Annotated in this window: 19 protein-coding genes and 4 pseudogenes; 10 read left to right on the forward strand and 13 right to left on the reverse strand. The window is 59.4% G+C overall.

Translation table 11 applies throughout. The features are described 5' to 3' along the window. Nucleotides 1–44 precede the first annotated feature (44 nt). A complete protein-coding gene (locus BLU85_RS13215; protein ID WP_092203545.1) occupies nucleotides 45–1,265 on the forward strand; it encodes a multidrug effflux MFS transporter in 1,221 nt (406 codons plus the stop codon). A gap of 53 nt (nucleotides 1,266–1,318) precedes the next feature. On the opposite strand, the gene BLU85_RS13220 is transcribed toward BLU85_RS13215, so the two are convergent. After that, entirely contained in the window at nucleotides 1,319–2,524 is a 1,206-nt protein-coding gene (locus BLU85_RS13220) for a DSD1 family PLP-dependent enzyme (RefSeq protein ID WP_170847621.1), read from the reverse strand. Between the two features lie 249 nt (nucleotides 2,525–2,773). Continuing rightward, a pseudogene (locus tag BLU85_RS13225) lies at nucleotides 2,774–2,983 on the reverse strand (flavodoxin family protein); the annotation flags it as partial. A 741-nt stretch (nucleotides 2,984–3,724) separates the two neighbouring features. Here BLU85_RS13225 and BLU85_RS13230 point away from each other — a divergent pair. The 4 genes from BLU85_RS13230 to BLU85_RS13245 all read left to right on the forward strand — a co-directional run bounded on the left by BLU85_RS13230 (nucleotide 3,725) and on the right by BLU85_RS13245 (nucleotide 7,326). Continuing rightward, entirely contained in the window at nucleotides 3,725–5,194 is a 1,470-nt protein-coding gene (locus BLU85_RS13230) for an anthranilate synthase component I family protein (RefSeq protein WP_092203541.1), read from the forward strand. Further along, nucleotides 5,191–5,775: an anthranilate synthase component II gene (locus BLU85_RS13235; protein ID WP_092203539.1), complete on the forward strand. Its 585-nt coding sequence runs from the start codon at nucleotides 5,191–5,193 to the stop codon at nucleotides 5,773–5,775. The genes BLU85_RS13230 and BLU85_RS13235 overlap by 4 nt, the downstream gene beginning before the upstream one ends. Nucleotides 5,776–5,854: 79 nt before the next feature. Beyond that, entirely contained in the window at nucleotides 5,855–6,694 is an 840-nt protein-coding gene (locus BLU85_RS13240) for a helix-turn-helix transcriptional regulator (protein ID WP_092203537.1), read from the forward strand. Nucleotides 6,695–6,837: 143 nt separating this feature from the next. Then, nucleotides 6,838–7,326, forward strand: coding sequence for a hypothetical protein (locus BLU85_RS13245; RefSeq protein ID WP_092203535.1), 489 nt, complete (start codon nucleotides 6,838–6,840; stop codon nucleotides 7,324–7,326). 210 nt (nucleotides 7,327–7,536) lie between these two features. Here the strand turns inward: BLU85_RS13245 and BLU85_RS13250 are convergent, their stop codons facing one another. After that, nucleotides 7,537–10,581: a D-2-hydroxyglutarate dehydrogenase YdiJ gene (locus tag BLU85_RS13250; RefSeq protein WP_092203531.1), complete on the reverse strand. Its 3,045-nt coding sequence runs from the start codon at nucleotides 10,579–10,581 to the stop codon at nucleotides 7,537–7,539. 157 nt (nucleotides 10,582–10,738) lie between these two features. Here BLU85_RS13250 and BLU85_RS13255 point away from each other — a divergent pair, with 157 nt between their 5' ends. Continuing rightward, complete coding sequence (locus BLU85_RS13255) at nucleotides 10,739–11,641, forward strand: LysR substrate-binding domain-containing protein (RefSeq protein ID WP_092203529.1); 903 nt, start codon at nucleotides 10,739–10,741, stop codon at nucleotides 11,639–11,641. A gap of 8 nt (nucleotides 11,642–11,649) precedes the next feature. On the opposite strand, the pseudogene BLU85_RS13260 reads toward BLU85_RS13255, so the two are convergent. Then, nucleotides 11,650–12,456 (reverse strand): annotated as a pseudogene (locus BLU85_RS13260) (OPT/YSL family transporter); the annotation flags it as partial. On the opposite strand from BLU85_RS13260, the pseudogene BLU85_RS13265 reads away from it, so the two are divergent. Beyond that, nucleotides 12,455–12,946: pseudogene (locus BLU85_RS13265) on the forward strand (substrate-binding domain-containing protein); the annotation flags it as partial. The pseudogenes BLU85_RS13260 and BLU85_RS13265 sit on opposite strands and share 2 nt — an antisense overlap. A gap of 194 nt (nucleotides 12,947–13,140) precedes the next feature. Here BLU85_RS13265 and BLU85_RS13270 read toward each other — a convergent pair. From BLU85_RS13270 to BLU85_RS13290, 5 genes are all read right to left on the reverse strand, one after another. Beyond that, the gene (locus BLU85_RS13270) at nucleotides 13,141–14,403 is read right to left on the reverse strand and encodes an OprD family porin (RefSeq protein ID WP_092203527.1); all 1,263 of its coding nucleotides are present in this window, start codon (nucleotides 14,401–14,403) and stop codon (nucleotides 13,141–13,143) included. A gap of 146 nt (nucleotides 14,404–14,549) precedes the next feature. Continuing rightward, on the reverse strand, nucleotides 14,550–16,202 hold the full coding sequence (locus BLU85_RS13275; protein ID WP_092203525.1) for an AMP-binding protein: 1,653 nt from the start codon (nucleotides 16,200–16,202) through the stop codon (nucleotides 14,550–14,552). Beyond that, complete coding sequence (locus BLU85_RS13280; protein WP_092203523.1) at nucleotides 16,199–16,939, reverse strand: nitroreductase; 741 nt, start codon at nucleotides 16,937–16,939, stop codon at nucleotides 16,199–16,201. Before BLU85_RS13280 ends, BLU85_RS13275 begins: the two co-directional genes overlap by 4 nt. 51 nt (nucleotides 16,940–16,990) lie before the next feature. Next, on the reverse strand, nucleotides 16,991–18,328 hold the full coding sequence (locus BLU85_RS13285) for an MFS transporter (protein ID WP_092203521.1): 1,338 nt from the start codon (nucleotides 18,326–18,328) through the stop codon (nucleotides 16,991–16,993). A gap of 333 nt (nucleotides 18,329–18,661) precedes the next feature. Continuing rightward, nucleotides 18,662–19,687, reverse strand: a complete 1,026-nt coding sequence (locus tag BLU85_RS13290) for an AraC family transcriptional regulator (protein ID WP_092203519.1) — start codon at nucleotides 19,685–19,687, stop codon at nucleotides 18,662–18,664. A 260-nt stretch (nucleotides 19,688–19,947) separates the two neighbouring features. On the opposite strand from BLU85_RS13290, the gene BLU85_RS13295 reads away from it, so the two are divergent. Next, on the forward strand, nucleotides 19,948–20,415 hold the full coding sequence (locus BLU85_RS13295) for a MaoC/PaaZ C-terminal domain-containing protein (RefSeq protein WP_092203517.1): 468 nt from the start codon (nucleotides 19,948–19,950) through the stop codon (nucleotides 20,413–20,415). Nucleotides 20,416–20,422: 7 nt separating this feature from the next. Here the strand turns inward: BLU85_RS13295 and BLU85_RS13300 are convergent, their stop codons facing one another. Next, a complete protein-coding gene (locus tag BLU85_RS13300) occupies nucleotides 20,423–21,298 on the reverse strand; it encodes a LysR family transcriptional regulator (RefSeq protein ID WP_092203515.1) in 876 nt (291 codons plus the stop codon). Nucleotides 21,299–21,397: 99 nt separating this feature from the next. Between BLU85_RS13300 and BLU85_RS13305 the strand changes: the two genes are divergently transcribed. Both BLU85_RS13305 and dctA read left to right on the forward strand, forming a co-directional pair. Beyond that, the gene (locus BLU85_RS13305) at nucleotides 21,398–22,567 is read left to right on the forward strand and encodes a mandelate racemase/muconate lactonizing enzyme family protein (protein ID WP_092203513.1); all 1,170 of its coding nucleotides are present in this window, start codon (nucleotides 21,398–21,400) and stop codon (nucleotides 22,565–22,567) included. 101 nt (nucleotides 22,568–22,668) lie between these two features. Beyond that, nucleotides 22,669–23,978 (forward strand): annotated as a pseudogene (gene dctA / locus BLU85_RS13310) (C4-dicarboxylate transporter DctA). A 105-nt stretch (nucleotides 23,979–24,083) separates the two neighbouring features. Here dctA and BLU85_RS13315 read toward each other — a convergent pair. The 3 genes from BLU85_RS13315 to gcvA form a co-directional block, all read right to left on the reverse strand. Further along, nucleotides 24,084–24,845 (reverse strand): glucose 1-dehydrogenase, encoded by a 762-nt coding sequence (locus BLU85_RS13315; protein WP_092203511.1) that lies wholly within the window; start codon nucleotides 24,843–24,845, stop codon nucleotides 24,084–24,086. 34 nt (nucleotides 24,846–24,879) lie between these two features. Beyond that, a complete protein-coding gene (locus BLU85_RS13320; protein ID WP_092203509.1) occupies nucleotides 24,880–25,707 on the reverse strand; it encodes a DMT family transporter in 828 nt (275 codons plus the stop codon). Nucleotides 25,708–25,775: 68 nt separating this feature from the next. Continuing rightward, nucleotides 25,776–26,681 carry a transcriptional regulator GcvA gene (gcvA, locus tag BLU85_RS13325; RefSeq protein ID WP_092203507.1) on the reverse strand — a complete coding sequence of 302 codons (906 nt, stop codon included), beginning with the start codon at nucleotides 26,679–26,681 and terminating at the stop codon, nucleotides 25,776–25,778. Nucleotides 26,682–26,755 lie beyond the last annotated feature (74 nt).

The following is a 26,755-nucleotide window of genomic DNA, read 5'->3' on the forward strand; positions in this document are numbered from 1 at the left end:
GACTCAGGTCGAGGCACGCCCTCCACCCGCGCAGGAGATGACGTATGGAAGCCAGACCTTCATTGGCGATCACCGATAGGCAACCGCACGCCTCCACACAACCATTGACCGGCAAAGTCGTGGCGCTGCTCGCGGGCCTGGCGGCGATCAGCATGCTCTCCACCAACATCATCCTCCCGGCCTTTGCGGCGATCGGTGAAGACCTGGGCGTGACCGCTCGCGAGCTCGGCCTGACGCTGTCCAGTTTCTTCATCACCTTCGCCTTGGGCCAACTGGTGGTCGGGCCACTGGCCGACCGCTACGGACGCCAGAAACTGGTGCTGGGCGGCTTGTCAGTGTTCGTGGTCGGCACCGTCGTCGCCGGCCTGGCCAGCACCCTCGATGTGCTGATCGCCGGACGCGTCGTGCAGGCGCTGGGCGTGTGCGCGGCCTCGGTGCTGTCGCGCGCCATCGCTCGGGATCTGTTCGAAGGCGAGACGCTCGCCCGCGCCCTGTCGCTGACGATGATCGCCACCGCCGCGGCGCCGGGGTTTTCGCCGTTGGCCGGCAGCATACTGGCCGTCACGCTCGGCTGGCGTGCCATCTTCATCCTGGTGGGACTGGCCGCCGTGGTACTGGCGTTTTTCTACGTGCGCGACCTCGGAGAAACCCATCCCGCCGATCGCCGGGCGCCCCACTCGGCCAAGAGCGTGGTACTCGCCTATCGCCGATTGGTACTGGATAAGCGCTTCATCCTCCCAGCCCTCTCAATGAGCCTGCTGATGAGCGGCCTGTTCGCCTCGTTCGCGGCGGCGCCCGCCATCCTGATGCAAGGCATCGGCCTGACGTCGGTGCAGACCGGCCTGTATTTCGCCTCTACGGTATTCGTCGTGTTCGCCGCCGGCATGGCGGCCCCCCGCCTGGCCCATCGTCATGGCACTCAAGTCATCACGCTCCTGGGCATCGCCTGCGCCATGATCGGCGGTGGCCTGCTTCTGGTAGGTCCGGCCGTGCCTGGCCTGTGGTGGTATGCCCTCTCGATGGTCACTTTCCTTTGGGGCATGGGCCTGGCCAATCCGCTGGGCACGGCGATCACCATGGGCCCTTTCGGCAAAGAAGCCGGGATGGCCTCCGCACTGCTGGGTTTTCTCTCCATGGGCGCGGCTGCGCTGACCACCTGGCTGGCCTCGGTCTTGAGCTTCGCACCGGTCACGACGCTGGGTGGGATCCAGGCGACGGCCTGCCTGGTGGCGCTGGTGCTGTTTCTGTTGCGCGGCAGGCTTTGAGCAATCGCTTTGCCGGCCAAGCACGATGGAGGGTTGCGCCGGTGAAGCGCCAATCAATACACCGGCCAGGTTTCGACAATCTTCCCCCCGCGCACGGCCAGCAAGTCGCCAAACTGCAGCAGCACGGACTCAGTCTGGGTCGGCCGTAAAAACACCTGGTCCTCCACGTTCAGCCCCACGGCCGGTGAGCCGTTGACCATTTCCTGGTTGGAACTGCGGCCATAGAGTTCGTTACTTTGCAGCCCCGAGGGGGACTCGAACTCGGCCATCCAGTTGCCGCCATAGATGAAGAAGGTTCCGCGCTGATTCGGATTCCACCAGGAGAACAATCGGGACTTGTCATCCAAAGCGGGGAAATTGACGGCCCCGGTGCTCTTCAACACCGGCGTTGCGATAAAGGCCGCCGGCACATGCTCGGCCAGCGATGGCAAGTCGTAATGGGTCGGCTTGAGAAACGCCGTCCCCACCGAGACCTCGCTGCTCAAGCGCTCCTGTTCGTGTATGCGGTAGCTGGGGCTGCCGGCGGTATTGAGCGTGAGCCCGTCGTGCCAAAGCGCCGGAAAATGCTCACGTACGTAGTTCACATGACCGTTGTAAATGACCATCACCTGGTCGAACAACGCCTGGGACGAACCGAGGATCCGGGGCACGCCCATGCCGACAAACGGGTCATAACCCATGAAGCCTGAAAATTCGAGATGCTGCGGATGGGCACTGATCAGCCTCAGCATCTCGCCGAGCACCGCCTGGTCAGCGACTCCGCCGCGATGCAGGCCGACATCCAGCTCGATATTGACCCGCAGCCGGATGCCCAGGCCCTGCGCCAATGCCAGGTAATCCATCAGCCGCCGGGGGGTATCGAGCAGCCATTGCAGTTGCCTGGAAGGGTCGAAGGTTCCCTTGTGGGTTTGGTAAAACACCTCGGCCGAGCGTACCGGTAAAGGCTTGCCGAGCAAGAGGTCGGCCTCGGGAAAGGTCACCGCATCCTGATTGAGGAATGGCTGGTGAAAGGACATCAGCCGCTGGCTATCGGTCCGTTTGGCGATGTACGCCAACAACCCCGCTGACGGCAGGGACTTCTCCACCAGGCGCAAGTGTTTGCCGGCACGTTTGACCGATTGCATGACCACATCGATGTTGTGATCGAGCCCATCGAGGTCGATCAGCATCACCGGCCGCATCGGCCCATGGACCTTCAGCTCCTGGTTCAGCGCGCGGAAGTACTCGTTGTAGGGACTGCCCCGGTCGCTCGGACGCAACAGCGCGCCCGCCCCTGCCATCAACGCCCCCACTCCCACGGTGCCGAGCATAAAGGTTCTACGGTTCATCAGGACGCTCCTTCGCGCGCAGTCAAGTGCACGTTACGGCAGCTATACCCGGCTGTTGAGGCTATGGGAGGTCAGAAAGGGGACTTTGGCGGCCAGGCTTTGATCGATTCCTCCTGCCCTCTGGACGTTGCAATGAACCCTGTGATGGCCGCCACCACATTGGCGCCCCGTTCAAGATAGGGTCTGGAAGAACGGCGGAAATCCCGAGCCGACCAGAATCATTTTGTTGGGCAGCACGTTCAGGGCGACCTGGGAGAAAACCGCCGTGTGTCCATAGCGTCGGCCGACGACCGCAATTGCCGCGAGTTTGTCGCGCAGCGGACGCTCCCGAGGCCGCAGGAAGCCATAACCGACTCGCTCCAGAAACGCCTGGAAGCGACTGTTGGTGCCAGGCCGCCAGCTCGGTGTCACTGAGGACATCGGTCCAATAGGCATGATGAATCGGGTCGTACCGCTTCTTGAATGTCTCTAAATGCTCTTTCATTTCAGCCGCTCAGGTTTGATGGGTTACTGGAACTCAACGGCCGCTACGTTAGTAACAGAACTTATAAATACCCAGCTGCGCTATCTCGCAGTTGTGCGCGCACGAGTTTCTTGTTAAAGGCACGCGCGATTACATACGCGTAGGGCCCCCGTCGACATTCAGAAATGAATGAAAGATTAATATGCCCTCAGCAGTTGACAGCCCTAGGGCACACTGGTAATTTCGCCGCACTGCCAATTATTCCCGCAGTGCTTAGCCAAGACTGGGATGTCTAAAAATGTACTATCACCTTTCTGCTATCAGTTCCTCCCACAGCTATCCCGACAGCTGTTCCCGGGCCATTCTGGCCATCTTCAAAAGCAATATCTGGCGTCGCTAATCCAGCGAAGACCGGAGCCTGTCTGCTGCCTGCCAGCAACGTCCTGATCTTTCCCCTCTGAAATCGAAGGCGCTCGCGCCTTGTGCCCTGCGCAACAATTGGCTGCAATCCATTGCAAGCTTTTTAGTGCGCGCGACATGAACAGCGTCCGTCCCGTCTATTCAGAATATCCGTCAACTCGTATTTAAAGTGCCCGCGCGCTTTATATTCCCGTGGCGCTCTCTTAATCGAGCGCCTGAATCGTTACACCTTGAATATGGTATTAACCATGAATAAAAATTTAATTGGCGTGAATGTTCTTCGCCGTGAAGAACGTCGACCTACGGATACACTTGGCATATATGCAAATGCACTGGAAAAACTGGGTCGCGAGTCTGTTTTCATTCTTGAATCACTGTCCGGCCCAAGCCGTGATCGCCGGGCGACGATCGTCGGGCTCGAACCGCTTTTCGAAGTGTGTATCAATGAGGGCCAGGCCCAACTGAGAGGCTGCGCCGCCCTGTGTGAACATTTGTCCGCCAGCCTGCGGCAAGCGGGCATGCAGGTCGATCCGGAACACAAGATCCATCTACCCGACAGCGAGGCTGCGTGGAACCTGCTCCGGGCGATCCAGGCAACGTTCCAACCTGCATCCAATGCCCCTTCCAGCCTGGCATTCTTTGGCTATTTCTCCTACGACTGCGTTCGCCTGATCGAGCGACTTCCCGATCTGGCCAAACAGACCTACGACTACCCGCTCATTGCCCTGTCGGTCTATCAGACCCTGGTTTATTTCCACAGCAATGGCATCGTCGAAACCTTGATCAATAACCACGATCTCTGGTCGCCCCGCACGCTGGAGGACTACCCCTTCCTGAGCACAACCCCGGCATCCGAGGCACTGGCCCCGCCACCATACCCCGAGGGCTTCGAGGAAGAGCGCACGGTGACCCCGGAGCAATTCGTCGAGCGTGTCGAAGTGGCGATGGAGCACATCCGCGCCGGCGACGTCTACCAGATCCAGCTCGGTCATGAGATTCGCATCCGCTCGCAGGTTTCGCCGTTCGACGTGTACCAGAACCTGCGCCTGCGCAACCCTTCCCCCTACATGTACCTGGCCCACGTAGGCGGCATCGACCTGATCGGCGCCAGCCCCGAGCTGTTCGTCAGGATCAAGGACGACTTGATCGAGATGCGCCCGATCGCCGGCACCGTGGGCAAGAAGCCTGGCGTCGATCCGACTCAGTTGGTCCTGGAGCTGACCCGCTCCGAGAAGGAGCGCGCCGAACACCTGATGCTCATAGACCTGTGTCGCAACGATATCGGTCGCGTGTGCCAGGCCGGCTCGCTGGAGGTCGATGAGTTCATGCTGGTGGAAGAGTACTCGCACCTCTACCACATGGTGTCGAACGTTCGCGGCTTGCTGCGCCCGGGCCTGGATGCCTTCGACGTGATCAAGGCCTCGTTCCCCGCGGGCACCATGTCCGGCGCGCCCAAGGTCAGAGCGATGGAGCTGATCGAAGGGATGGAAAGCAACCGCCGGGGCATTTATGCCGGGGCCCTGGGCCTGGTCGGTTTCGATGGCAGCGTCAACACCGCATTGTGCATTCGCTCGACGGTCTTCGATGAGGGTACGTACCACTTGCGTGCGTCCGCCGGAGTGGTGGCCGATTCGGTGCCAGAGCTTGAGTGGAAAGAGACACTGTACAAGATGGGTTCCGTCTATCGGGCAGTGACCGGCCAGGAGATCGCACTGTGAAAGTATTCTTGATCGACGCCTATGACAGCTTCGTCTTCATCATCAGCCAATACCTGGAACAACTGGGGCTGGAAACCCACGTCGAGCGTCACGACATACCGGACCTCATCCAGCGCATTGAAGCGTTCTCACCGGATTTCTGCGTGCTGGGCCCTGGGCCTGGGCATCCGGCCGATGTGGGCTACATCGAAGTGATCAGGCACTTTCAGGGACGCCTGCCGCTGCTGGGTGTGTGCCTGGGTCACCAGGCCATCGGCCTGGCCTTCGGTGCCCAGGTTTGCCGGGCCCCACACGTGATGCACGGCAAGGTGAGCACGATCGAGAACGACGGCAAGGGCGTCTATGACCACACCCAGGCACATGCGATTAGGGCGACCCGCTACCACTCGTTGATGATCAGCGAGCAGCCGTTACCCGACTGCCTGGAGATCACGTCCAGATCCACGGACGACGGCTATGTGATGGGCGTGCGCCATCGCCACCTGCCGGTGGAGGGCGTGCAGTTCCACCCTGAAAGCATCCTCACCGAAAACGGCCTGGACCTGTTCCGCAGCTTCATCCGGTGTCACGTGCACAAGTGATTCATCCGGAGGGGGCATGCGCCCCTTCCTTCCTGTACTCCGACTGTTTCATTCCTGCTACAACTAGAGCGATCCGTTTATGGACAAACACCACTCCCCCGCCTGCGGCCGGACCCAAGCCGAGCGTGCTGCTACGCTGACCGCCTTCACGAGCCTCGCCAAGGATGCCAACCGTTGCGATTGGGAGCGCCTGCTGAACAAAGTACTGCGCCAACTCGGCTTCGGCAGCTACCTCATCAGCCTCGGGCCGGCAACGCCGGGGGATACCGACCCTCTCGCCGGTCTCATCACCACCTTCCCCAAACGCTGGCTGGAACACTACCGCTGTGATGGGTTGATCGAGATCGACCCGATACTCAGACACTGTCGACGCGAGCTGGTGCCGCTTTTCTGGGACAGCGAACGACGGCGCGCCCGGGGACGCTCCCGGCATTTCTGGGAGCAACGCGAGCTACACGGCCTGCGCAGCGGCGTGAGCATCCCACTGCGCTACGAAATGCTCAGGGGAACCTTGAGCGTGGCCTTCGACGACACACAGATCACCGAACAGAAAGGGGTTTCCAACCCTGCCGTCTATCAACTGTTCATGCTCATTCCCTACCTGCTCGCCGGGATACGACATCAACTGCAACGGCCTGCCCAAGCGCGCCAGGACCTGACGCCCAAGGAAATGGACTGCCTGTACTGGGCCAGCGAAGGAAAGACCACCTGGGAAATCAGCCACATCCTGACCTGCTCCGAACGCACCATCGACTTCCACCTGCTCAATGCGCGACGCAAGCTGGGCTCGGTAAGCCGCCAACAGGCCGTCAGTGCTGCGGTGGCCTGTGGGTTGGTAATGCCGACCGTTATCTCGCCGACTACCGGTGCCAGAAATGAGCAAAAAAGTGTTTCTACGACAGTCCACCCTCAGGGATAACCTGATGGCCTATTCAAGTCAGCAATGGCAAGCTTCCAACCTGCAGCGCAGGCCCGTGTGCAGCCGGGCAGCAATATCCGATGCTTGCAGCCATTGACTTCGGGTATCCATCACCTGTTATTCAACTGAACAAGGATGTAGGCATGAAAATCTCTCTTGGTCTCGTCGCCCTGGCCGGGTGCCTGTCCACCTTCGCTGTTTCGGCCGCTGGCCCGAGCCACAGCGATCTGTTCAAGGCACTGGCGCAGTGCCAGGCCAGTGCGCAGCAGGTGGGCGAGTTCAACAACCTGGTTGACGCCGAGCAACTGACGCTCCCCAAGGATGAAGCGCACACCCCGTGGGGCGGCGGCGCCTGGCAAGCCTCGCCGGCGCTGACGGTGCACGGCGTGTCGTCGACCACCCTGGTGATGACCGACCGCTTCAGCTTCTTTCTCCAGGCCAAAAGCAGCAACCCGAAGGCCGACGCAGAGAAATTCGCCAGCGCCCTGAAACTGGAAAAGACGCTGGATACCGACGGCTACGTGGATTACCAGCGCAACCTCGACAACGGCGCGACCCTGCGCGTGGTCTCCACCGAAAACAAGGACAGCGATCTCTACGTAGGTTGCACCTATCAGCAGGACGCGTCCTGAGACCAGGCGACCTCGACAACGCCTTCACCCAGTCGCAAGGCCGGGCCATACCCAGCCCTCATTGGAAGGATCTGTGCCTGTCGAAAGGCTCGGGCCTTACCCAGCCCCCTGTGGGAGCGAGCTTGCTCGCGATGAGGCCGCTCCGCCAAATACTTCATTGCCTGATCCACCGCCTTCGCGAGCAAGCTCGCTCCCACGGGGGATCTGTGCCTACTCTTTCACCCGCGCCAACAGAACCTGCAGGGGATGAAGCACCGTCACACCCTCTTGCCGCTTCACCTGGCTGCGGCAAGAGTACCCATCGGCAACCACCCTGCCCGACCGATTGAGTTTCTGCAGGAGCGGTTTCCAGGACTGCCTGTAGATCGTGTCGGACGTTCCAGCGTTTCGCGCTTCATGCCCGTAGGTGCCCGACATTCCGCAACAGCCGCTGGCTTGTACGTGAAGCGTCAGGCCCAGGCGCTGGAAAATCTTCTGCCATTGCCCGACGCTGCCCGGCTCATTGGTCTTTTCCGTGCAATGGGGCAGGAAGTGGTAAGGCTCTCCCTCCTCCACTGCCGCATCTTCCGGCAGGGCATCCATCAGCCACTCCTGCGCGAGCAACACCTGGGGAGCGTTGCCGGCATCCAGTGTCTTGGCATATTCCTGTCGATAGACCAGGGTCATCGCCGGATCGAGCCCCACCAATGGCACTCGATACTGCTGGAGGCTGAGCAAGGTCTGGCCGTTGAAGCTGGCGGCCTTCTCGAACGCTTTCAGGAAACCCTGCACCTGAAGCGGCTTGCCGTTGGGCGCGTACGGGGCCAGGAAGACTCGGTAGCCTAGCCTCGAGATCAGCTCCACCCAATCAACGAGCAATGGCGTTTCAAAAAACCGGGTGAAAGCGTCCTGAACGAGGATGACACTTTTCTCACGCTGCTCAGCACTAAGCGCTTCCAGGCGTTCCGGAGTTGCCACCTCCACGCTCCAGCGCCGGCACACAGCGGCAAAATCCACCAGGCTGAGCAGCGGGCTATCGACCATCCCAGCGACTCGTTCGAGCCCCCAGCGGATCGGCCGGGCACTCATCACGAAGTTGTACAGCCGCGGCATCTTGGCGAAATACGGAACCGTGTATTCCAGTGAGCCAATCAGGTAGTCCTTGAGTGGACGCAGGTAGCGACTGTGATAAAGCTCAAGGAAACGCGAGCGGAACTCCGGCACATTCACTTTCACAGGGCATTGGCCCGCGCAGGATTTGCAGGCCAGGCAACCGCTCATCGCCTCGTAGACCTCATGGGAAAAATCCGGCTGCCCCATTTTCCGGGCCAGGCTATTCACGGCCCGGCGCGCAACGCTCGGCGCCCCGCCAGCCCCTCGAACCCGCTCGCTGGCCGCCAGTACATCGACACCCTGCTCGCCCTGCAACCTCAGCCATTCGCGGACCAGCGACGCCCGCCCCTTGGGCGAGTGAATGCGATTGCGCGTCGCCTTCCAGGACGGGCACATGGCGTCATCAGGGTCGAAGTTGTAGCACGCGCCATTGCCATTGCAATGAACCGCCGTGTCATAGCTTTGCCAGACACGCTCATCGATGGTGCGATCCAGGGCACCGCGCATTTGCACTTCATCGACGCGGGTCAATCGAGCGCCGGGCAGCGTGTTCGGGGTGGCGATCTTGCCTGGGTTGAGTTGGTTGAATGGATCGAACGCCGCCTTCAGCGCTTGCAGTGCAGGGTACAAATCACCGAAGTAATCGGGCACGTATTGCGACCTCAAGCCCTTGCCATGTTCGCCCCACAACAGTCCGCCGTACTGTTGCGTCAAGGCCGCGACCGCATCGGAAATCGGCCGGATCAAGGCGGCCTGGGCCGGGTCCTTCATGTCGAGGATCGGTCGCACATGCAAGACCCCGGCATCGACGTGACCGAACATGCCGTACTGCAGGCCATGGCGATCGAGCAGTGCACGGAACGCCTGGATGAAGTCCGCCAGATGTTCGGGTGGAACAGCGGTGTCTTCGACAAAGGGCTGGGGCCTGGCCTCGCCCTTGACGTTGCCCAATAACCCCACGGCGCGCTTGCGCATCGCATAGACACGCTTGAGCGCATCGGCGCCGATGGCCAGTGTGTGGCCTAAACGGACCACGGAAGTATCGCGTTGCAGGTGCCGAACGAACTCATGAACCTGCTGCTGAACCGCCGCTTCGTCATCCCCGCTGAACTCGATGAGGTTGATCCCAAGTGTCGGCGTATCAGGGTCTTCAGGGAAATACTCGGCGACGCCGTGCCAGACGATGTCCTTCATCGCCAGCATCAGCACTTTCGAGTCCACGGTCTCGATCGACAGCGGCTTCATTGCCATCAACGCCTTCGCGTCACGCAAGGCATCCATGAAGCCAGCGTAACGCACGTTCACCAGGATGGAGTATTTCGGGATAGGCAGGACGTTCAGTTTGGCCTCGATGATGAAGCCCAGGGACCCTTCGGAGCCGCAAAGAACGCTGTTCAGATTGAAGCGCCCATCGGCTTCGCGCAGATGGGCCAAGTCATAACCGGTCAGGCAACGGTTGAGTGTCGGAAAGGTGTCCCTGATCAGCTCGGCTTGGGTATCGGCGATGTCCACCGCACACTGGTAGACCTCCCCCACCCGATCCCGGCGTTCGACCAGCGCCGGCAACAGCGCGGCGTCGACGGCTGAACTGGTGAGACGATCACCGCCCAGCAACACCGTCGAAAGCTCGAGCACGTGATCGCGCGTCTTGCCGTAGGTACAACTGCCCTGGCCACTCGCGTCCGTGTTGATCATGCCGCCAATGGTGGCGCGGTTCGACGTCGAGAGCTCGGGGGCAAAGAACAGACCGTAGGGCTTGAGCGCTGCGTTCAACTGATCCTTGACCACGCCGCTCTGTACCCTGGCCCAGCGTTCCTCGACGTTGATTTCCAGGATCTTGTTCAGATGGCGGGAAAGGTCGACCACCACACCATCAGTCAGCGATTGCCCGTTGGTGCCGGTACCGCCACCGCGCGGCGTGAGCACGATCGCACGGTGCGCGGGTTCGGCGGCCAGGCGCGACAGGATCATCACGTCCTGTTCATCCAGGGGAAATACCGCCGCTTGGGGCAGGCGCTGGTAGATGGAATTGTCGGTGGCCAATACCGTCCGGTCACCATGGTCGCGGGCAATCTCGCCTTGGAACCCCGCCACTTGGAGCGCATTCAGAAAAGCGTCATAGGTCGCTTTCTGGGGTTCAGGAGGCGATAACCGGGCAATCATGATGTATTCCTACAGGCTGAAAAGCTAATCTATGCATTCACATTACGTATGCTCAGTACAGGACGTATCGAGCAGCTGCATAAGGTTTTCATGATTCTTGCCTGCCTATACGGTCGGAGCAAACGTAATTCCTGCTGTTTTTACATGAGTTTTATGAATGAACCCTAGACGACTGACGCCCTCGATGTCGCTGCTGGTTGCCTTTGAGGCCGCCGCACGCCATTGCAGCTTCACCAAGGCCGCGGAAGAGTTGGCACTGACGCAAAGCGCCGTCAGCCGGCAGGTGCAGACCCTGGAGGCGCAACTTGAAATCGAACTCTTCCGCCGCGAAGGCCGAAAGATTGAACTGACCGCCGCCGGCGCGCTGTATCAGCACGAGTTGGCGGCCGCGTTGGGGCGTATTCGAAGCGCAACGTTGCAGGCCATCGCCTACAAGAGCGACACCGGCCCATTGAACCTGGCCGTGCTGCCAACCCTCGGTTCCAAATGGCTGCTGCCGCGGATGCATGAATTCTATGCCAAGCATCCGGACCTGCTGGTGCACATACATTCGAGGATCATCCGCGAGGACGTTCAATCCTCCACCCACGACATGAATGCGATCATCTGCGCAGGCTCGGGGGAGTGGCCTGGCTACATTGCACATCAGTTGCTCACGGAAAAGCTGGTGGTGATCGCCAGCCCGACCGCACTGCCCGAGTACCGCGCCATGTCGCCGGCGAACGTTGCCGAGCATGCCTTGTTGAACGTCGTATCAAGGCCGGGAGCCTGGCCGGACTGGTTCGACAAGCACAACGTCGACCACCGCAACATGCGATCCGGCCCGAGCTTCGAGCTGACTGCCCACCTGATCCAAGCCGTGTCGGCGGGGATCGGGATTGGGCTGGTTCCACAAATCCTGGTCCAGGATGAGCTGAAGAGCGGCGACCTGGTAGCGCTGTTTGAACCGATGGAAAGCGGACGCCGCTATTACCTTGTCTACGCGAGCCGATACCAACACCTGCCGGCGTTGAAGGCCTTCAGTGCCTGGCTTCTGTCGTTGCCGTTTCCTGATAACTGAGGTCGCCCTCACCCATTGCCAAGCATCTGCCACAACGAAGCCCCCACCCCGGTAATGCTCTCCCCGGCAATCAACCCCGCCGCCGCGGTAATGGCGAAGCGTTCGGTGAGGCTCGGCCAGCGACAGCTCACCAGCCACGTCAGCACCGCACCGAGCGCCATCATCAGGGACACCGAGGCCGGCAGGACGAAGGCCAGGCCCAAGGCCGCCGTGCTCGGCAGGTAGCGGGCCCGATGCGCCGGCAGCAGGCTGTCGAGGATCCCCAACAACAAACCCACCAGGCCGCCGATGAAAATCGCCCAGCGAATGCTCGCTGACAGCGAATCCAGGCCCAGGGTCAGGGTTTGCGCCACGGCCTTCCAGGTGGCGACCGCCGGGGCCGGCCACTCTTCGGTGAGCAGCATGGTTTGCGGGTCCGGGATCAGGGCCAGATAGGCCAGCACGCCGACGATGCTACCGATGAAAATGCCCAGGGTCTGGGCGATCAATTGCTTGCGCGGCGTGGCGCCAATCGCCCGGCCGACCTTGAAGTCGTTCATCAAGTCGGTGCACTGCCCGGCCGAACCACCGGCGGTATTGGCGCTCATCAGGTTGATCGGCACCTGCCCCGGGGCGACGATGCCGAAACTCAGTTGGGACAATTGCCCGATGGCCCCGATCGGCGGAATACCCGTGGCGCCGACCACCCGGGCCGCCACCGCCGCGAGGCAGATCGCCAGGGGAATGGTCAACAAGGCCATCCACGGGTTGATACCGAACAACAGCACTTGCAGGCTGACCACCAGGATGATCGACAGCGCGAAACCGGCGGCAGGCCAGGGCAACCTGGCGATCATCATGGGCGACCTGGCGCAAAACGCCACCCACGACCGCACCGAAGGCGTCAAACAGGTGCTCAAGGACTATCCCGGGATCAAGATCGTCGAGCAGCAAAGTGCCGAGTGGCAGCGCAACAAAGGGATGGACCTGACCAGTAACTGGTTGCTGGCCGGCAGTCGGTTTGACGCCATCGTCGCCAACAACGACGAGATGGCCATTGGTGCGGCCATGGCCTTGCAGCAGGCCGGCAAAGCCAAGGGCGAGGTCGCCATCGTCGGTATCGACGGCCTGCCCGACGGCCTGGCGGCGATCAAGCGCGGGATGCTGGTCGCCTCGGTGTTCCAAGACCCCAAGGCCCAGGCGACCAGCGCGGTACAGGCCGCACTCAAGATGATCAAGGGAGAACCGGTGGAAACGGACGTCTGGGTGCCCTTTCAGTTGATCAAGCCCGAGCAGTTGGCGGTGTTTGAGCAACATTACAAATAGCCGCAAACGTTAGACAATAACGCCGCTGTCCCGACCAGGGAGCAGCGGCGCTTGTCGTTGTATGACCCGATTACAACAGCTGCGGGATGAACCTCTTGTTGTGCGCATCAAAGCTGCTGAACGCGGCGATGAAAGCCAGGCATCCCAGAAAAAACCATTGAAGAAGCCGACTGAGGAAAGCGCCCGATGCTCGACTAGAAGTTCACCGTATAACGAACGATGAGGCGGTTTTCGTTCGCGCTGTCGGCATAGGTCGAGCGATTGGTCGAGTTTCTCCACTGCACGGCGACACCTTTCGCCGGGCCGCTTTGCACAACGTAAGTAAGGTCAGTCACACGCTCCCACTCTTTCCCCTCTTCGTCTTCCGCTCTCAACGCAGCCGCTTGGCGTGTCGTCAGCAGCGTTGGGTCAACGTCCTGACCGCTCACATACTTGAGGCCGAGGGTAAGCCCGGGCACGCCAACGGCGACGAAGTCGAAGTCATAGCGCGCGAACCAGATACGTTCATTGGGCGCTGTAAATGTACTCGCGAGCGACTCAGCGAACAGATAGGTGTCCGTTCCATTAACAAAGGCGAACGGGGTGTCGCCCCATGCTTTCTGATATCCACCACCCAAGGTATGACCTTGAAGGCTGTAAGCGAAGTAGCTACTCAGTGTCCGATTGTCCACCTCCCCTAAATTCTTATCTCCGGTTTCTTTCGCATCGAACAGGCGAATGTCTGCGATAACGCTACCGTGCGTGATGGGTTGGTTCAGCTTCATGCCAAAGAAATTCGACCGATATAGATCCTCAAGCTGTGCGGCATGCGCACTGAGCGTCAGCGTGGGTAGAGCCTTATAGTCGAAAGCAAGATAGTTGAAGTGATCGGCTTCGATAGCCCGATAGCCAAATGTGGTTAGAGACTCGAAGTCAGTGGAGTTACGCTGCCTGACGGCATTGACTCTTATCGCAGTCACGGAGAGTGGATCCAGGTCATTGGATACCAGCATGCCGCCGCGAAACACTTGCGGCAGCAGCCTGCTGTTGTTGCTCCATAGCAAGGGCATCAGCGGGCTGAGCCCGCCTATCTTCAATTCACTTCGCCCCATACGCGCTTTCGCGGTCAAGGTCATCTTTGCGTACTCGTCTTCGACGTTCCGCTGGGAATCGTAGGCGAGGAGTCCAGAACCCGTTCGATCCGAACTCGAGTCCAGCTTCACACCTAGAAGGCCTTGGGCATCGATACCGAAGCCAACCCTGCCCTCGGTGAAGCCTGACTGCAGATTAAGAATGAAACCTTGAGCCCATTCATCCCGCTTCGATTGGGTTGCCCCGTCGTTTCGGTAATCGCGGTTGTAGTAAAAATTACGGAGTTCCAGACTTCCTTTTGCATCCTTTACGATGTCGGCGTATGCCACGGATGCTGGGGAAGCAATAGCTAAAACCAACCACAGTTTATTGTTTTTGTTCGACATTGTGGGCGCCCTTTGTTTTTGTAGTGTGCATGAGTGCTCACTGCTTGATGGGTGGCAGCGTGTGAGTTGGATGCGAAACGCTCGATGAAGATGCGGTGGGAATATCAACGATTGAGCCCGACCGCCTTGGGCGAACTGAACCCGGTTCAACCACTCGATGCTAAACGCACAATTGCATCGCGACTGCCGGCCTGTTCTCGCAGAAGAAACTTCTGGATTTTCCCGGTCGCGGTCTTGGGCAATTCCATGAAGATCACTCTGCGAGGACATTTGAAGCGGGCAAGGCGCGCTTGGCAGAACGCGATCATGTCGGCTTCGGTAGGCCGCTCAGCCCCGCCTTTGAGTTCGATAAACGCGCACGGCACCTCGCCCCATATGTCATCAGGTTGCGCGACGACGGCTGCATGCAAAACAGCCGGATGACAGTGGATGGCTTCTTCGATTTCGACGGACGAGATATTCTCTCCTCCGGAAATGATGACGTCCTTGCAGCGGTCGGTGATTTGTATGTAACCGTTAGGGTGCACCACTGCGACATCACCGGTGTGGAACCAGCCACCTTCAAAGGCTTTGCGCGTCGCGTTTTCGTTTTTCAGATAACCCATCATCACGGTGTTGCCTTTGAGCAGCAGTTCTCCGGTGGTGTGGCCGTCTTTTGGAACCGGCTGCAGGGTCTCAGCGTCAGCCACCATCAGGCCCTCAAATCCAGCCGCGCGAGCGCCCTGGCGTACGCGCAAGGCGCCTTGGTCACTCTGCGCGAGCGCGTTCCAACCGTCCTGCCAGACGCAGCTGATCGGTGTGCCGGATACTTCGGTAATGCCGTACACATGGTCAACGTCGAAGCCTAAGGAAACGACGGCATCAAGCACGGTTGCCGGAGGCGGAGAGCCCGCCGTCAGCACGCGAACCGGCGTTTCAAGCGGGGGACGATCGGCTGAGTTGGCGATCATGGCCATGACAATCGGTGCCGCGCAGAAGTGATCGACACCCTGGGTATCGATCGCATCGAACACCGCTTCTGCCGAGACCTTCCTCAAACACACGTGGGTGCCAGCAGCGGCAGTGATAGCCCAGGTAAAACACCAGCCGTTGGCGTGGAACATAGGCAATGTCCACAGGTACCGTGGCGCCCGGGAAAGGGGCCAGTTGGTCATCTGCAGCATGCTCATGAGATAGGTACCGCGATGGCTGGCCACGACCCCCTTCGGATCGCCTGTGGTGCCGGACGTGTAATTGAGTGCGATGGGCTGCCACTCATCACTGGGCCACACGCCTTGGAAATCCGGGCTGCCGCGGCCGATAAAGGTTTCGTAGTCGACATCGCCAATGCTGTTGCCCAGGGGCGCCAAGTGATCATTGATGTCGATGACCACGGGTGGATGCTCGAGACGTTCGAGGGCGGCAACCGCGAGTGCCGCAAACTCGCGATCCACCAACAGAAGCTTGCATTCCCCATGACGCAGGATGAATGCCACGCCTTCCGCATCGAGGCGGTAGTTGACGGTATTGAGCACCGCGCCGCAAAGCGGCACGCCAAAATGGGCTTCGAGCATGGCAGGGGTGTTGGGGGACAGGATCGACACCGTGTCCCCTGCCCCCATGCCCTCGTTGGAAAGCGCACTGGCGAGCCGATAGCAGCGTTCGCGCGTTTGGCGCCACGTTCTGCGCAGGTCACCATGCACCACGGCGACCCGGTCCGGGTGGACAAGGGCCGCGCGATCCAGAAAACCAAGGGGTGTCAGGGGCAGATAGTTGGCCTTGGATTGCTCCAACCCATTCTCGTAGGCACCAGGCTTCATGGTGTTGACTCCTTATTATTGTGATGAAACGTAGTGAACGCGCTCACGGGCTCACGATCAGTCACCAACGTATTTTCAATGCTGTTTTCGTCGGCGTAGCCAAGACTCATTCCGCATACCAGCATCTGTTCGGCGGGAATCTCGAGCGCGTTGGAAATAACCTCGTGGTACTTCAAAAAGGCTGCCTGCGGGCAGGTATGCAACCCCCTTCCTCGCGCCGCCACCATCACCGCCTGCAAAAACATGCCGTAGTCCAGCAGGCTCCCCTCCTTGAGCACCCGGTCAATGGTGAAGAGCAAACCGACAGGCGCATCGAAGAAACGGTAGTTGCGTCCGTGCTGAGCGTGCATGCGCTGTTTGTCACCTTTGGCGATGCCCAGCAGGCCATAGAGGTCCCAACCCACTTTCCTGCGCCGGTCCACATACGGCGATGTCCATTCTCGTGGGTAGTACTCGTAGGCGTCTTCAAGGTCACCGCTGAGCGACGGATCGTTGTCCAGTTCAGCGATAGCCTTTGAAACCTGAGCCTTGGCGGCACCGGTGATTACGTGGACACGCCAAGGCTGCATGTTCACGCCTGTCGCGCAAAAACGGGCGACGTCCAGGATCGCCTCGATTTCTTCCCGTGGTACAGGCGTGGGCAGATACGCCCGAATGCTGCGTCGTGAAGCGATCGCCCAATCAATCGTCTGGCTAAGTAGCTCAGCTGGTACTGGCGGCTGGGATAAGCGGTTCATTTTCAGGCCTTATGGCTTACAGATTCGGGTACAGGGGATACGCAACGCTTGTCAGTGCGTGAGGGCCGTTGCCTTTCGAACGTGTGTAGAGTCAGCGCGCGATTGATTGATCAGGGTGACCGCGGCCGCGCCAATCAGGCCAGCCAGGCTGATGGCCATGAAGTTTTTCTCGAGCGGCAGGTTCAATGACACCAGCCAGCCGATAAGAACCGGGGCAACGATGGCGCCGATTCGACCGACCCCCGACGCAAAGCCCACGCCGGTCGAACGAATCGTTGAGGGGTAGAAATCACCCGCATAGGCATAGGCCAGCAACTGGGTACCCAAGGTGGACGCCCCGACAACGAATACCACCGGAAACAATAACGTCGTTGAGCGCGTATAGCCCAAGACAGTCAGCGCAATGGCGCCGACGATGTAGAAACCTACCAGCACGTGCTTGATGTTGAGCTTGTCGCTCAGCCAGCCACCACCAATAGCCCCCACGATGGCGCCCACGTTGAACACAATCACAAAATTCAACGCCGAGCCCAGGCTGAAACCAGCCATCGCCATCAGCTTGGTCAGCCACGAGTTAAGGGCGTAGACCATAAACAAGCCAGTCATGAACGCCGCCCAGATCATCACCGTGCTGAAACCCCGGCCCTCCTTGAACAGGTGCCGAACGGGTGCCTGCTGCTTATCCAGGACCGCAGCGTTGCCCACCATCACGGTGTTCTCGTCGATTTGGAGCGTCGGGTCTATTTTGCCCGCGATAGCCCGCAGCTCCTGCTGACGGCCGGTTTTGAGCAGATAACCGATGGACTCAGGCATGGTCTTCAGAATCAGGGGGATCAACAGTACAGGCAACAGCGCTACATAAAACACCCACTGCCAGCCGTAGCTCTCAATGAGCTGCTTGCCAGTGAGCGCCACCAGAATACCGCCTACGGAGTAGCCCGCGAAAACCAGGGTCACCAGGCGCGTGCGTAGTTTGAGCGGGGAAAACTCACCCATCTGCGCTGTACAAATGGGCAGTACACCGCCAATACCAAGGCCGGCGATAAAGCGAGAGATGCTGAAACTGATAGGGTCGCTCGTCAGCCCTGCCGCGGCGGTAAAAATGCTGAACAGCGCTACGCAGATGGCGATCATTTTCGGCCGGCCAATGCGGTCCGCCAGCGTGCCAAGAAAAATTGCGCCAAGCATCGTTCCAAAGAGTGCAGCACCGGCCATGACGCCGGCGCTGGTCGGATCGATGTTCATGTCTTTCATGATTGCCGGAAGAGCAGCGCCGACGACGGCGAGGTCATAGCCATCGATGATCAGAATGAGCACACACCAAAAAAGTATGAGCCCATGGAAGCGGTTGAACGTTGAGTCCACCGCAAGTGCATTTACCGGCTGCATAGTGTGTCTCCTTCGATCTTGTTTTTGTTGGTGAAGTGCACATGTCCCTGCGTCACGAGGCGCATGGTCGTGGTTGCGGTCGGGGGAGAAGGCACACCGGTTCAACGACCGGCGGCTTGCTTGATCGACGCGCACCCAGGGATTACCTGGTTCGCATCGTAGGAGTTGGGTTGGCGGTGGCCTATGCCCTACGGCATCGTTTTGCGTGACCGTTTTGGACAGTCGTGGCCGCCTGACACGTCCGGGCGGTGCTGGCGTGAAAGCGCCGAGGGTTCAGGTCGGGAAACGAGTTGCAGTTTTCAAGGAAACTCGCGCGCACACATGCAGGGCTGTTCAGCCCTCACTTGAGTCGTCGGCGTTAGATCGGCGATAGGCGCCCGGGCTGACTCCAGTCCATTTCTTGAAGGCCCGGTGAAAGGCGCTGCTTTCCTGGAAACCTGTGAGCGCCGCCACCTCCATGACCGTCATGTCTGGCTGGCAGAGCAGGTTGATTGCCATATCCCGCCGCAAGTTGTCCTTCAGGCGCTGGTAACTGATGCCTTCGGCCTGCAGCCTTCGCTGAAGGGTCGAATAGGACATGCCAAGAACCTTCGCCAGCTTGTCGAGCTCTGGCCATTGTTCCGGGTCCAGACCTCTTAATCTCATTCGGACCTGGACGCTGATACTGTCTTCGTTGCGATATTTGACTAACAGGCTGGCAGGCGACTCCTTCATGAAGGTCGACAGGGTGGCGTTGGTTTGCACGACTTTCAGATCTAAAAAACTGCGGTCAAATCGCACAGAGCTGATTGGCGCACCGAACTGAATGTCTTCGCAAAAACGCATGCGGTAGTCGCTGTCGTCAGCTGGCCGGGAGGGCCTGAAGCAAAGCGCCTGAATTGGAATACGCCTGTTACCCAGCCAGCACAGCAGGCCATGGACCAGGATCAGCCAGGTTCCATAGCTGAACAGGCGTCGCTCAACGCCGTGATCATGAATGACGATGACGGCGCAGTCGCCGTCAAACATCAGTTCACCGTAGATGTCGTCGAGTACGAGCCGAAGAAACTTCAAAATCCGATGCAATGCCTGCTCTAGCGACGTGGAACCAATCGACGCCTGGCACATCAGTCGGAAGCTGCCTCTTCGCATTGGGTGACTATCGATGCCGAAAAACTCATCATCGAGAAGGTCTGAAAGCGCAACCCACAAACGAGAAAATGCAGCTGCCGAAACGCGCGCCTGGGGCGAGGTAAGGAGCTCAGGATCGATGCGTGCTTGCTGCAGGACGCCAGCGGTATCCAGCTGGCGCCGCAATGCGCCCTCGAGGGCTTCATGCACCAAGCTGATTGAAGTAGTCCCTTTGTCTTGGGCGAGCACGCGTAGCTCTCTCTGCGGGTGGCCTCGCGGTCGAAGTTGCGTCAATAAGTTCTCGCGCCAACACAACGCGTGTCAACCCGAAGGTGGTGCAGGTTGAGATCAATTGGCTAACAGCGCCGTCAGAACCTCGATGCCAAGCCCCCACTGTCCAAAGCGTTCAGCCAGGCTGAGGTGGTTGAACATTGCCGTGAGCCCTGGTCAGCGCCACTATCCATTCCAGGACCTTCAATGGTCATGACACAAAAAATGGAGACATCGCGATGGAAAAGGCGCTGTTTTGGGAAGACTTTACGCTTGGCAGAACATGGACTGCCACACAGTCTGCCGCCATCACAGAGGAGCAAATTATTGCCTTTGCGATCGAGTACGATCCTCTGGATATGCATATCGATCCGGACCTTGCCCATTCGAGCCCGTTAGGGGTGCACTGTGCCAGCGCGGTGCAAACTTTCGGTTTTGCGCAGCGCTTGATGTGCGACGCGTTGTTTCTTCAAACAAGCCTCGTGGCGGGAGGGAAGATCGATGCGTTCAGGTTGATCGCTCCTGTAGTGCCAGGAGACAAGCTCAACCTTAGCGCTCAAGTCCTCCGGTTACTCATTCACACCAAAAACCCAAACCGAGGCTGGGTCGTGTTCGATGTGGAAGTCGCTACGACAACGGGAAAAGCGGTTCTCGCGTATGAGATCACGGTGTTAATACTCCGTAGAGGCGCAGAGAGGTGTACGTGAGAAGCGGTCACTTGCCCACCCTGCCCCAGAACGCTTCGGCCGATTGACTGAGTGGCGCTGTTGGACGGGTCAGATGAATTTCCAGGGGTATATCCCAGCTTTCGTCGAGCGCCCGGACCAAGCGCCCATCCAGTATTTCCTGTTCGGTAAGGCTCTTGGGCAGCCAGGCCACACCTTTGCTTTCCAGGGCCATGGACATGAGTACCGCTGCGAGATGGCTGCTAAAAAGTGGTTTGAGGTGCAGGTAATCCTCTTTGCCACGCAATCTGTGAGCGACGATACGCCCCAATCCGGACTCATGGGTGTAAGCGAGGTAGGGCAATGCCGCAGGCGAGGTGCCGAAGTTAGCGGAAGCACTCGCAAGGGGAACGAGAACGTCCTCACCTACCTTCTTGCCAATGAACTGATCAGGGGCTAGCAGAGGAGGAACATCGGGATGGCGGTGGCACAGTAAAAACTGAACCTGACCGTGTATGAGCATCTGCTCACAGGCTGCCATGCTAGCCGAATGCAGTTGCACAGCCTCGATGGGAGCACCGCTCTCCGAGCTTCGAAGCCACTTTGGAAAAAATGTAAACGACAGGGAGTGAGTGGCCGCGAACTGAAGCGACTTGGCGGCCATTCCAGCGATCTCTTGGGCCTCGTTGCGCATTCTGTACAAGCGCCTGGCCGCCTCCTGAGCACTCGGCAAAATTTGCCTGCCTGCTTCGGTAAGCGTCGCGCCTTGAGGCGTTCGAACGAACAACTGCACTCCCATCCAGGTCTCCAATGACCGCACCCTGCGACTGAATGCGGGCTGGGTAACGTGCCGCGCCTCAGCCGCCCGAACGAAGCTGCCGTACTCCGCAAGCGCCGAGAAATCTTCAAGCCAAACGAGCTCCAAGGGCCATGCCTCCTGTGCATAGGGTGCGGCATTAATAGCATTGGGCGGGGGGCATCGCAACGCATAACGTGGGGCCATCAACAACAAGAGGAACCCGCCATGCGCATCGTAGACATTCGTGAAAAAACCGTTTCGATTGCCTCCCCAATCGCCAATGCCTACATCGATTTTTCGAAAATGACCTGCTCAGTCGTGGCTGTCATCACGGACGTGATTCGCGAGGGGAAGCCTGTCATCGGCTACGGTTTCAACTCCAATGGTCGCTATGGCCAAGGCGCCCTGATGCGTGATCGCTTCCTGGCACGAATCACGGAAGCGGATCCAGATACGCTCGTCGATCATGAGCACAACAACCTGGATCCGTTCGCCATCTGGAAGACCTTGATGACCAACGAAAAGCCGGGCGGCCACGGCGAGCGCTCGGTCGCCGTTGGCACCCTCGACATGGCGGTATGGGACGCCGTTGCCAAGATCGAAGGCAAACCGCTGTATCGCCTGCTGGCTGATCGCTACCGTAACGGCTTGGCCGATGACAAGGTCTGGGTCTATGCAGCGGGCGGCTACTACTACCCCGGCAAAGACCAGACCAAGCTCAAGGCGGAAATGCAGAGCTATCTGGATCGTGGCTACGATGTCGTCAAGATGAAGATTGGTGCGGTGCCGCTGGACGAGGATATCCGTCGTATCGAGGCGGTACTTGAAGTGGTTGGGGACGGTCGTCGACTGGCGGTCGATGCCAACGGTCGTTTCGATCTCCAGACCGGTATCGCTTACGCCGAAGCCATCAAGCAGTACAACCTCTTCTGGTACGAAGAGGTCGGCGATCCGCTGGACTACGCCTTGCAGGCCGAGCTTGCCAACCACTATGAACTGCCCATGGCGACCGGCGAAAACCTGTTCTCCCACCAGGACGCCCGCAACCTTCTGCGCCACGGCGGCATGCGCCCCGATCGTGACTACTTGCAGTTCGACTGTGCGCTGTCCTACGGGCTCGTGGAGTACATGCGCACCCTTAAGGTGATGGAGGAAATGGGTTGGTCTTCCCGCCGCGTAGTGCCTCACGGTGGTCACCAGATGTCCCTGAACATCGCCGCGGGCTTGCACCTGGGCGGCAACGAATCGTACCCCGATGTGTTCCAGCCCTTTGGCGGCTTCGCTGACGGCATCCGCGTCGAAAATGGTTATGTCGGCCTGCCGGATATTCCAGGTGTTGGCTTTGAAGCCAAGTCCGCTTTGTACGCCGTCATGCGTGAGCTGGGCGAAGGCTGATCCCTCTCGCTCTGCGGTTTTTCTGAAAAAGACCGCAGGATCAGGCGTCCGCCACTGACGCAAGCCACATGCCCATCACAAGAATAAAATGAGGTGCTTTCGTGGAAATCTCCAGAACCCGCTGGTACAGCCAACTGTATGTGCAAGTGCTGATCGGCATCGTGATCGGTGCGGCAATCGGTTACTTCGCGCCCGATATCGGAGCCAAGCTCCAACCCTTCGCCGATGGCTTCATCAAGCTGATCAAAATGCTGTTGGCGCCCATTATTTTTTCGGTACCGTCGTCGTGGGTATCGCGAAGATGGGCAGCATCAAGGAGGTCGGGCGGATTGGCGTCAAAGCGCTGGTCTACTTCGAGATCCTTTCAACCATCGCCTTGATCGTTGGCCTCATTGTGGTCAACATCGTGAAGCCTGGTGTGGGTATGAACATCAACGCTAGCGCACTGGATGGAAGCGCCATTGGCAAATACAGCCAAGCGGCCAGTGAGCAAGGCGGCATCATTGATTTCTTCCTCAATATCATCCCGCCGACCTTCCTTGGCGCATTCTCCAATGGCGTCATGCTCCAGGTCATCCTGCTGTCGGTATTGATGGGGGTTGCCCTGGTTCAAATGGGCGAAACCAGCAAGCCGCTGATCAACACCATTGACCTGTTCCTGCAAGGGCTGTTCAAGGTGGTTGCAATGGTGATGCGCTTGGCGCCGATCGGCGCCGGTGCAGGTATGGCTTTCACCATCGGCAAGTACGGCATTGGTACCTTGCTGTCACTCGGCCAGTTGCTGGTCGCGCTCTACACCACGACCTTGATTTTCATCGTGATCGTGCTGGGTACGGTGGCTAGATGGTCGGGCATGCCACTCCTGCAATTCCTGCGTTATTTCAAGGATGAAATCCTCATCACGCTCGGTACCTGCTCCACCGAAGCCGTACTGCCGCGAATGATGGTCAAGCTCGAAAAGCTTGGCTGTAAAAAATCGGTAGTGGGCATGGTGTTGCCGACGGGGTACACCTTCAATGCGGACGGCACCTGCATCTATCTCACCATGACCGCCATCTTTATCGCCCAGGCGACCAATACACCACTGACCTTTACGGACCAGATGATTCTGCTGGGCGTGTTCCTGCTGACCTCAAAAGGCTCGGCTGGCGTGGCGGGTGCGGGCTTCGTAACGCTGGCTGCAACGCTGACAACCATCCACTCCATTCCTCTGGTAGGCCTGGTTTTGCTCTTGGGCATTGACCGGTTCCTGAACGAAGCGCGAGCCGTGACCAACCTGATCGGTAATGGCATCGGTACCATCGCCATTGCCAAGTGGGACAACTCGTTCGATATCGAGGCCTGCGAGCGTGAAATCGCCGCCATGAAACATGACAAGGCAACAAGAAAGGCATTGCTGGCGCAAAAATAATCCGCAGAGCGCTCCGGTCATGCCGCTTCGAACACGGCATGACCGGTCGTGGTACAGCGGCAATAATCGGACGCTGCAATCTGAAAGAAGACCTCGATAGCCGGTCTACTTCCCTCCGGTCACATCCAGGAAGGTGCCCGTCACAAACGAAGCCTGCGGCCCCGCCAACCAGAGAATGGCCCGCGCGACCTCCTCCGGTTGTCCGCCGCGCCCCATGGGAATCGTCTCCTTCACCCGGTCGACTCTGCCCGGCTCTCCCCCACTCGCATGCATCTGGGTATAGATATGCCCGGGGCGAACGCAGTTGACACGAATACCCTCCCGGGCCACTTCCTTGGCATAACCGGTCGTGAACGTTTCAACCGCCCCCTTGGATGCTGCGTAGTCCACGTATTCATTCGGGCTACCGAGGCGGGCTGACGCCGAAGAAATATTGATGACCGCACCGCCACGCCCGCCATAACGGTAAGCCATGCGCCGGGTCGCGTGTTGCGCGCAGAGCATCGGGCCCAAGGTGTTGACCGCAAAGATCCGCTGCATGCGCTCGAAGCCAAGATCCTCCAAGCGAGATTGGCGTGCCAATATCGAAGCGTTGTTGACCAGCACATCGATTCGTCCGAAGCGTAGGTCAAGGGTGGCGAAGAGTTCGGCGACCTGGGCTGGGTCGGCATTATCGGCGCGCACCGCCAAGGCACGGGCTCCCTTGGCCTCGACTTGCGCGGCCACCGCCAACGCCGATGCCTCATCGGCGATGTAGGTCAGCACGACGTCGTAACCTTGCTCAGCGGCCAGCAGGGCGGTCGCCGCCCCGATCCCGCGCCCGCCTCCGGTGATCAGGATCACGGGTTTTTGCGAACGGTCATTCATGGTCAATCCTCACAGCCCAATGAAAAAAGCAGCGTCAGCCGATCACCAGCGTACCGAGGGCAATGACCGCGCAGGCCAACAGCTTGCGCAAGGTCAATGCTTCGCCAAGAAATGCGTACCCGATCAAAGCGGCGAACATGACACTGGTTTCGCGCAGGGCGGACACCGCCCCCATCGGGGCATGGGCCATGGCATAGATCACGACGCCGTAGGCCAGCAATGAAACCAGCCCGCCAGCGAAGGCCACGGTGATACCTGGCCGCAAGGCAAAAAGGCTCCTGGCATCTCGCAGTCCGATATAAACCAGGGGCATCATCACGCCCCACAACAGGCACATCCAGGCGGTGTAGGCCATTGGCGCCCCGGAGAGGCGAACACCTATGCCATCGACAACGCTGTAGGCGGCAATGAAAAAACCAGTCCCCAGTGCATAGGGCAAGTCAGGCAACGCTCGCCGGCGCCCGGTATAAGCCAGCGAGAGGATTCCGGTCGACACCAACGCAATACCCAGCAGTCCACTCGGTGCCACGCGCTCGTCCGCGAACAGCGAGGCGGCCAGGACAATCAGGATCGGGGATACACCGCGGGCGATTGGATAGGTCTGGCCCAGGTCGCCGGACTTGTAACTGCGCACCAGGAACAGGTTGTAACCCACGTGCAATACAGCGGAGAGTCCGATGCAAAACCAGCTGGCACGGGCGGGTAGCTCCAACAGCACCGCCACAACGACGCTCGCCAAGGCTATCGCCACGCACATGATGGTCATGGACCACAAACGGTCGGCCCCCCCACGCAGCATGGCATTCCAACTGGCGTGTAGCAGCGCGGCGAACAAGACGAGGCAGATGATGTGTAAAGGCATGCATCATCCTAGACCGATCGAGCAGCGCTGAAAAAGCAAAGTCTCTTCATCCCTACATGAGGAAAACCTCATGCATAAGCGTGCTGAGCGTCCAGGGCCTGGGTCACCAGCCAACGACGAAAGCGGGTGATATGAGGCTGAGTCTCGATCCCCTTGGGGCATACGAAGTAATACGCCAGGGGCGATGCGCACGGCAGTTCGAAAAGCCTTTCAAGACGGCCGTCATTGAGCTCGGCTTCGACATGCCCGCTGCGTGCCAGCGCGATACCGTGTCCCAGGAGCGCCGCCTCGATGGTCATATTGGTATCTGCGTAGCGGATGCTTTCCTTCAAGGTCGTGACCTCGACGCCCACCTGGGCAAACCATTGCTCCCATTTCGGCACCAACGCTGCGCCATCGCGCGTAAGCAGTGGATAGCGCAGCAATTCGGCGGCCGTTTGAGGCGTACCAAAGCGTGCAAGCAACGCTGGGCTGGCGACTGGGAAAATCTGCTCGCGGAACAGGAATTCTGAAAACAACGAAGGGAAATGCCCGTTGCCCAGGCGAATAGCCACGTCCGGGTCTGTCGTCGAGAAGTTGATGGGGCTATCGGTACTGTCCAGGGTAAGCAGGATTTCCGGATGCGCTTGCGCCAAATCGGGAAGCCTGGGCAGCAACCACTTCAAGGCGAAAGAATAGGTCGTGCTCACGCTCAGCCGCTGCCGCCCGTTTTGCTCGCGCAAATCGGCCAAGGTGGCCTCGAGCTTCATGAAGAACTCCCGGACGATGGGCGCAAGCGCTGCGCCCGCCGAGGTCAAGTGCAGTGAGTTACCGCGATGAAACAGTTGCAATCCCCAGAGCTGTTCCAAATGCTTGAGCTGGTGGCTCACTGCGCTCTGTGTGACATGCAACTCCTCTGCCGCCGCGGTGAACGTGGCGTGCCGCGTAGCGGCTTCAAAGGCGCGCAGGCTCGAAGAAGGAGGAAGGTTCCGCATGATGTTCCCTTCTATGAGTAAACGCTCATGCTAGCGCCTTTGCATCTGTCGTTGTAGGCAAGCTGTTCGCTGAC

It is taken from the genome of Pseudomonas sp. NFACC14 (assembly GCF_900106885.1).
Classification (GTDB): domain Bacteria; phylum Pseudomonadota; class Gammaproteobacteria; order Pseudomonadales; family Pseudomonadaceae; genus Aquipseudomonas; species Aquipseudomonas fluorescens_AA.

Bases quoted from the DNA above. Each gene is read 5' to 3' on its own strand.
- BLU85_RS13215 (WP_092203545.1), top strand. From the start codon at position 45: ATGGAAGCCAGACCTTCATTGGCGATCACCGATAGGCAACCGCACGCC.
- BLU85_RS13230 (WP_092203541.1), top strand. From the start codon at position 3,725: ATGAATAAAAATTTAATTGGCGTGAATGTTCTTCGCCGTGAAGAACGT.
- BLU85_RS13240 (WP_092203537.1), top strand. From the start codon at position 5,855: ATGGACAAACACCACTCCCCCGCCTGCGGCCGGACCCAAGCCGAGCGT.
- BLU85_RS13245 (WP_092203535.1), top strand. From the start codon at position 6,838: ATGAAAATCTCTCTTGGTCTCGTCGCCCTGGCCGGGTGCCTGTCCACC.
- BLU85_RS13250 (WP_092203531.1), bottom strand. From the start codon at position 10,581: ATGATTGCCCGGTTATCGCCTCCTGAACCCCAGAAAGCGACCTATGAC.
- BLU85_RS13255 (WP_092203529.1), top strand. From the start codon at position 10,739: ATGAACCCTAGACGACTGACGCCCTCGATGTCGCTGCTGGTTGCCTTT.
- BLU85_RS13270 (WP_092203527.1), bottom strand. From the start codon at position 14,403: ATGTCGAACAAAAACAATAAACTGTGGTTGGTTTTAGCTATTGCTTCC.
- BLU85_RS13275 (WP_092203525.1), bottom strand. From the start codon at position 16,202: ATGAAGCCTGGTGCCTACGAGAATGGGTTGGAGCAATCCAAGGCCAAC.
- BLU85_RS13280 (WP_092203523.1), bottom strand. From the start codon at position 16,939: ATGAACCGCTTATCCCAGCCGCCAGTACCAGCTGAGCTACTTAGCCAG.
- BLU85_RS13285 (WP_092203521.1), bottom strand. From the start codon at position 18,328: ATGCAGCCGGTAAATGCACTTGCGGTGGACTCAACGTTCAACCGCTTC.
- BLU85_RS13295 (WP_092203517.1), top strand. From the start codon at position 19,948: ATGGAAAAGGCGCTGTTTTGGGAAGACTTTACGCTTGGCAGAACATGG.
- BLU85_RS13305 (WP_092203513.1), top strand. From the start codon at position 21,398: ATGCGCATCGTAGACATTCGTGAAAAAACCGTTTCGATTGCCTCCCCA.
- BLU85_RS13315 (WP_092203511.1), bottom strand. From the start codon at position 24,845: ATGAATGACCGTTCGCAAAAACCCGTGATCCTGATCACCGGAGGCGGG.
- BLU85_RS13320 (WP_092203509.1), bottom strand. From the start codon at position 25,707: ATGCCTTTACACATCATCTGCCTCGTCTTGTTCGCCGCGCTGCTACAC.
- gcvA (WP_092203507.1), bottom strand. From the start codon at position 26,681: ATGCGGAACCTTCCTCCTTCTTCGAGCCTGCGCGCCTTTGAAGCCGCT.